9 protein-coding genes are annotated in these 6,000 nt (G+C 41.8%); 8 read left to right on the forward strand and 1 reads right to left on the reverse strand.

Translation table 11 applies throughout. The annotated features are described in order from the left end of the window. Window positions 1–141 precede the first annotated feature (141 nt). The 8 genes from G632_RS22530 to G632_RS0113820 all read left to right on the forward strand — a co-directional run bounded on the left by G632_RS22530 (window position 142) and on the right by G632_RS0113820 (window position 5,215). Entirely contained in the window at window positions 142–621 is a 480-nt protein-coding gene (locus G632_RS22530; protein ID WP_330361285.1) for a DUF6462 family protein, read from the forward strand. Then, the gene (locus tag G632_RS0113790) at window positions 614–1,426 is read left to right on the forward strand and encodes a ParA family protein (protein WP_022769952.1); all 813 of its coding nucleotides are present in this window, start codon (window positions 614–616) and stop codon (window positions 1,424–1,426) included. The genes G632_RS22530 and G632_RS0113790 overlap by 8 nt, the downstream gene beginning before the upstream one ends. Further along, complete coding sequence (locus tag G632_RS0113795; RefSeq protein ID WP_022769953.1) at window positions 1,389–2,306, forward strand: ParB/RepB/Spo0J family partition protein; 918 nt, start codon at window positions 1,389–1,391, stop codon at window positions 2,304–2,306. Before G632_RS0113790 ends, G632_RS0113795 begins: the two co-directional genes overlap by 38 nt. Further along, window positions 2,306–2,671 (forward strand): replication initiator protein A, encoded by a 366-nt coding sequence (locus tag G632_RS0113800; protein ID WP_022769955.1) that lies wholly within the window; start codon window positions 2,306–2,308, stop codon window positions 2,669–2,671. Before G632_RS0113795 ends, G632_RS0113800 begins: the two co-directional genes overlap by 1 nt. Before the next feature lie 68 nt (window positions 2,672–2,739). Further along, on the forward strand, window positions 2,740–3,684 hold the full coding sequence (locus tag G632_RS0113805) for a DUF6017 domain-containing protein (RefSeq protein WP_026512594.1): 945 nt from the start codon (window positions 2,740–2,742) through the stop codon (window positions 3,682–3,684). An 82-nt stretch (window positions 3,685–3,766) separates the two neighbouring features. After that, on the forward strand, window positions 3,767–4,207 hold the full coding sequence (locus G632_RS0113810) for a hypothetical protein (protein WP_022769957.1): 441 nt from the start codon (window positions 3,767–3,769) through the stop codon (window positions 4,205–4,207). 35 nt (window positions 4,208–4,242) lie between these two features. Beyond that, window positions 4,243–4,881, forward strand: a complete 639-nt coding sequence (locus tag G632_RS0113815; protein ID WP_022769959.1) for a hypothetical protein — start codon at window positions 4,243–4,245, stop codon at window positions 4,879–4,881. Between the two features lie 43 nt (window positions 4,882–4,924). Then, a complete protein-coding gene (locus G632_RS0113820) occupies window positions 4,925–5,215 on the forward strand; it encodes a HigA family addiction module antitoxin (protein WP_026491484.1) in 291 nt (96 codons plus the stop codon). 5 nt (window positions 5,216–5,220) lie between these two features. Here the strand turns inward: G632_RS0113820 and G632_RS0113825 are convergent. Then, window positions 5,221–6,000: YeiH family protein (locus G632_RS0113825; RefSeq protein ID WP_022769961.1), on the reverse strand; the 780-nt coding region annotated here is incomplete at its 5' end.

Genomic DNA, 6,000 nt, shown 5'->3' on the forward strand with positions numbered 1-6,000 from the left:
TATTTTTGATACAATTTGCAATCTTTTAAAACAGAATCTGCATCTTAAGCCACATTTCTTTTCACAGAGAGATGTGGCTTTTTATCTTTTAGTTCATTTCATTCGTTTTACATCTCGTAACACCCACAAGGAGGTTACAAGATGGTTCACAAATCAAATTCTCCACCGGATCTTGATAAATACATCAAGGGAAAATTGCATAATTTCGTCACATACGAAGATGGTGCAAGGCTCTACAGCATTCCTTATTGGAGTTTTGTAAACTCAGTCAAGGAAGCCCGGGCCAATAGGATGATCAGACAACGGGTACTGGTAGATCAGGACATCTATGAAAAATTTATTGAAGATAACTGCCGGTACGAGGAAACAGTAAAGGAGAACAAGGAAATGCCTAAAAGACGAATTGTCCCTAACCTGGAGGAAATGGTTAAAAAGGGAAAAAAGAAATATGTGCGTTACCAGGAAGGCGCTGAGCTCTACTCAATGGGGCTTCATACTTTCGAAAAGCTGGCTAAGGATGCAAGAGCCACAAGGAAGGTCAGAGGAGTTGTTCTGTGTAACACGGAAAAAATTGATGAGTTTATAGAATCATGTTGGGAGGAGGACGATTTTTATGAGTAAGGTTATCAGCGTAGCAAACCAGAAAGGCGGTGTGGGAAAAACCGTCACCAGCGTAAATCTAGGTATTGGTCTTGCAAGAGAAGGCTATAAGGTCCTTATGATCGACGCGGATCCTCAGGGCAGCATGTCAATCAGCCTTGGCTGTGATGAACCGGACAGACTTGATTACTCTCTTGCCACAGCACTTGTAAATATCATCAATGACGAGCCTGTAGATGTGACAAAAGGCCTCATCCATCATCCTGAAGGTGTGGATCTGATGCCGGGAAATATAGAACTCTCAAGTTTAGAAATCAGCATGACCGGAGTGATCAGCAGGGAGACAATCCTCAAAGAGTACGTAGACAAGGCCAGAGAAGTATATGACTTCATTATTATTGATTGTATGCCTTCTCTTGGAATGATGACCATAAATGCCCTGGCTTGTGCTGATTCTGTAATCATTCCATGCCAGGCCGCATATCTTCCTGTAAAGGGTCTGCAACAGCTTATAAAGACAATTGGAAGAGTAAAGCGTCAGCTTAATCCTAAGCTCGAAATCGACGGAATTCTCATCACTATGGTGGATAACAGGACCAATTATGCAAAAGACATTTCGGCTCAGATTTACGAAGCTTATTCATCAAGTATAAATGTTTTTGAGACAGAGATCCCGTTATCAGTCAGAGCTGCTGAAATAAGCGCTTCAGGGAGCAGTCTCTACGTCTATGATCCAAAAGGAAAAGCAGCATTTGCTTACACATCATTCATAAGGGAGGTAATGGACAATGGCACAAAGAGTTGGACAGAAAGTAAAGCTATCTAGTATTGATGAGCTTCTAGGAGTTCCCAGCATGGAGGGAACAGTAGATCTTGATGTTATGACCATTTATCCCTTTGAGAATCACCCTTTCAGAGTTGTAGATGATGAAAAGATGGATGAGCTTGTGGAGAGCATCAAGGAAAGCGGTGTTCTCACTCCGGTTCTTGTAAGGCCGGATGATGAGGGCAATTATGAGATGATCTCAGGACACAGACGTCTTCACGCTGCAAAAAGAGCCGGACTAAGGAAGATTCCTGCAATCATTAAGGAAATGACTAATGATGATGCGACTATTGCCATGGTTAATGCGAATATGCAGAGGGAAGAGATACTTCCGAGTGAAAGAGCATATTCGTTAAAGATGAAGATGGATGCGTTAAACCATCAGGGGAAAAGATCAGATTTAACTTTGTCTACTGAAGAGACAAAGTTAATGTATTCAGCTACAGAAGTAGGTGAATCTGTCGGATTAAAAAGGGCTCAAGTTCACAGGTATATTCGTCTTACTTACTTAATTCCTAAACTTTTAGATATGGTCGATGCAGGAAGATTAGCGTTGCTTCAAGCTGCAGAGATTTCCTATCTAAACCACACCTACCAACAATGGCTCTGGGAATACATCCACGAAAACGGCATGATCAAGCAGGAACAGCTCATGGATCTCCGCCAATATCGTGATGATGACTCTCTCACCCAGGAACAGATGATAGACATCCTTATACAGAAGAGAGCCACTCCTCAGATTAAAAAGAAAGTTACGTTTAACGAAAGAAAGCTCAACAAGTATTTTCCCGCCTACTACTCTCAGTCTGAGATCGAGAGGATCATGATCAGTCTCTTGGAGGAATGGAAAAGAACTCATGAAAGCGAGGGCTCAGAATAATGATGGAATATTTTTATGGTGCGCAGTCAGCACAGTTTGCTTCAGTGGAGATTCCCAAGGAGCTTCTGACAGGGAAGGCGTTTTCTTCCCTGTCTCCCGGAGCCAAGCTTATGTATGCTGTGCTTCTCGACAGAATGCGTGAAGCCAAAAGGCACAGCTGGTATGACGAGCAGAACAGGGTGTATATTCTTTATCCACTGAGAAAATTGGAAGAAGACATCGGCTTTTCCAGGCACACAGTAATCGATTGTATGAAAGAGCTTGAGGATATTGGACTTATATTGCGACTACAGGAAAAGGGAAAGCCCAATAAGATTTACGTCAAGAATTTCAACAGACAAAAGATTTTTCAGCTGATTGGGTAGTGCAAATATTGCACCACTATACGTCATAGAAAGTCGTAGAAAGTCATTGAATGGAGGAGAAAAGAGCTTTGAGCGACAAGATAACATTTGACTATTTTTATGGTCAGGAATCTGAAATGCATGCTTATTACAGGCTGCCTAAGCTTCTTTTTACAAATAAGATATTCAGAAACATGAGCTCTGATGCCAAGATCCTGTATGGCCTGATGCTGGATAGAATGTCAATTTCGCAGAAAAACAAGTGGATAGATAGCGAAAATAGGGCATTTATCATATACTCACAGCAGGAAGCCATGGAAATGCTGGGCTGTAAGGAGAATAAGGCTATAAATCTTTTTAAGGAGCTGGAGGCTATAGGGCTCATGGAACGCAAGAGGCAGGGCCAGGGGAAAGCAGCTTTATTGTACCTGAAGGACTTCGTTGAGGAAGATTCAGAAGAAGTTCAGACCCGGGAAAAACCAATGTCTGAACAAAATGATGATGTTTCAGACATGGGAAAAACCAAGGTCAAGACCTTTGAAAAAACAATGTCTAGAGATGGGAAAAACCAAGGTCTAGACATGGGAAAAACCAACCCTAATTATATTAATACTAATAATACTAACTTAGTTAAAATAACAAATCATATCACATCGATGGAGCCGGATCTGAATGATGACTACAGAGCGTATTATGAGATCCTTAGAGAAAACCTCGATATAGATACCATGATAGAGCGTCATCCGGAATACAGGGATGATCTTGAGGGAGTCTTTGACCTGATTCTTGAGACAGTTCTTTCCACCCGGAAGACAATCTGGATTGCCAAGAACGAGTATCCCAAGGATCTGGTGAAGTCCAAGTTCTTAAAGCTCAACCACATGCACCTTGAGTACGTGATCGACTGCCTTAAGAGTAACACCACCAAGATCACCCACATCAAGAACTACATGCTTGCAGCCCTGTTTAATGCTCCTTCTACTATGAGCAGTTACTATCAGGCAGAGGTTAACCACAACATGTACGGCACATGATCGTTATATTGACAACATTGTACAACACTCATATAATTTAACTGTAAGTGAACATAAAACAACACTCATGGAGGGAAAAGATATGCCAAGAGTTAATTTAGCAATCACACAGGAATTATATGATCAGATTGAGAAAGCAGCCAAGAAGGAGAACGTAACCGTCAACTACTACATCTGCGATATGTTGGAGGAGAAGTTCGGCAAAAGAACTGTCTACGACTATACACTTGCCATCAACAACATGATCGCTGAGGCCAAAACAATGAAAGCAGAATTCGTCCTGGCAGATCTTCCGACCTTCGCAGGTGTAAACGATGTTCTTATTGAATACGAGATAAAAGAGTCACCGGCTCAGGTCAGATCCCGCCTTGGCAAGATGTTCACAGAAGCAGTCAAGCAGGGAAATGCCAAAGGCATCGAGAGGGCTGTGATTGAAAGAAACGGTGTAGAAGAGTTTAAATCTGCTTCAAGAGCTGCTGTCTACTGTAACAAACTGTATAAACAAAAGAAAAACAGCAAATGATGGCCAAGGGCTTTGGTCATAGAATGGAGGCATAAATGATAGCGGCAATATTTGAAATTCTGTTGGTCATAGCATTGGGAGTGATCTTTATACTCTTGTTTGGTCTTCTAAGGGCATTACCTTTTATGACAGGGCTCTTAGGATCTCTTTTTCTCCTTTTGGTATTTCCAGGGCTTAAAGACATTATTCCCGGAGAAACTAAACTCAGCGTGATAACACTTATTGTTGTGATAGAGTTGTTAATAGCACTCCTTACATTTAATCAGCAGACCAGCGGACCTATGATAGTGTTTTCCTGCCTCATGTTCGTTGACCTGATCATGGGCCTAGGTTACAGTTTATTTGAATGTGCATCTTGGCAGAAAGCCACGTTTGTGACCGTTGCATACCTGGCTGTGACATACTTTATATTAGTTTCCAACTGCGACTCTCTCAAAGTCGACAGGGATGATTGCAGAAACATACTTGCCAGTTTGGTTGTGGCATGTATGTATGCTGCCTCTGTTGGAGCCACGCTTCTTGTAATACTCGGTGCAATTTGGGAGAAATTCATTAAGCTTAAGTTCTCTGAAGGAATCTATAATGCTTATGATAGGATTGGAATAGCCGTAATATGCGCAGCTATGATTGTTACAGCAATAGGCAGCATTATAAGAGATAGAGTGGCGGCATGAAAAGCCGGCTTTGAGTCAGAAGAAAATTGAAATGGAGAATGATATGATCAGAAAACCTACGCATCCAGGAAAGGTATTTGCTGAAGATGTGTTAAAACCACTAGATCTTTCCGTTACTGATGCAGCGAGAATGCTTGGAGTAAGCAGGAAAGCGTTATCAGAGTTTGTTAATGAGAAAGTATCTCTTAGCCCGGAGATGGCCATTAGAATAAGCAAGGCAACTAATACATCTCCGGAAAGTTGGATGAATATGCAGCAGAAACTAACACTATGGACAGCACAGCAAAATGAACCATCAAATGTAATACCTTTTCCTCTGGATACAGTATTTTGAATCGTTTACCATATCCCCATTACATGTTGCATCACAAGGCTTACAACTGTTATTCCGCCCCAGCAACAGCCACCAAGCAGTATCGGCTTTCCACCGGATTTAATGAGCTTGATCACGTTGCTGTTCAGGCCTATAGCAGCCATGGCCATTATGATAAAGAACTTGCTAAGTTCTTTAAGAGGTTTAAAAATATCCGAAGGTACTCCCATTCCCAAGCAAAGTGTTGTGATAATTGAAGCAAGAACAAAGAACACTATGAACATCGGGAATGCTCTCCTGAAGCTAAAACCGTTGGTGGTGCTTCCATCCTTTTTTGCTTCCTTTGCTCTCAGATAAGCAAGAACCAGTGTAATCGGAATGATTGCTAATGTCCTTGTAAGCTTCACTGTAACTGCCTTGTCCAAAGTCTGACTACCCAGGTTCCACATGCTGTCCCAGGTTGATGCAGCTGCAGTGACGGAAGAAGTATCATTAACTGCAGTTCCCGCAAAAATACCGAAAGCCTCTCCTGTTGTGATATCAAAACCTATAAGCTTTCCCAGCGAAGGAAAAAGAAGTGCTGCCAGCACGTTAAAGAAAAATATCACAGAAATTGCCTGTGCCACTTCATCATCATCCGCATCAATGACAGGAGCCGTAGCTGCAATTGCTGAGCCGCCGCATATTGATGAGCCAACTCCGATAAGAGTAGCTGTGTTTCCTTTGATATTCATAACCTTATGAAGAATCCATGATAGGATAAGCGATGTTGAAATCGTGCAGATAATTATAGGAAGTGACTGTTT

Source organism: Butyrivibrio sp. NC2007 (assembly GCF_000421405.1).
In the GTDB taxonomy this organism is placed as follows: Bacteria; Bacillota; Clostridia; order Lachnospirales; family Lachnospiraceae; genus Butyrivibrio.

What these genes read in the sequence shown, in the direction of transcription:
- G632_RS0113800 (WP_022769955.1), top strand. Translation starts at nt 2,306, where the DNA reads ATGATGGAATATTTTTATGGTGCGCAGTCAGCACAGTTTGCTTCAGTG.
- G632_RS0113810 (WP_022769957.1), top strand. Translation starts at nt 3,767, where the DNA reads ATGCCAAGAGTTAATTTAGCAATCACACAGGAATTATATGATCAGATT.
- G632_RS0113790 (WP_022769952.1), top strand. Translation starts at nt 614, where the DNA reads ATGAGTAAGGTTATCAGCGTAGCAAACCAGAAAGGCGGTGTGGGAAAA.
- G632_RS0113815 (WP_022769959.1), top strand. Translation starts at nt 4,243, where the DNA reads ATGATAGCGGCAATATTTGAAATTCTGTTGGTCATAGCATTGGGAGTG.
- G632_RS22530 (WP_330361285.1), top strand. Translation starts at nt 142, where the DNA reads ATGGTTCACAAATCAAATTCTCCACCGGATCTTGATAAATACATCAAG.
- G632_RS0113795 (WP_022769953.1), top strand. Translation starts at nt 1,389, where the DNA reads ATGGCACAAAGAGTTGGACAGAAAGTAAAGCTATCTAGTATTGATGAG.
- G632_RS0113820 (WP_026491484.1), top strand. Translation starts at nt 4,925, where the DNA reads ATGATCAGAAAACCTACGCATCCAGGAAAGGTATTTGCTGAAGATGTG.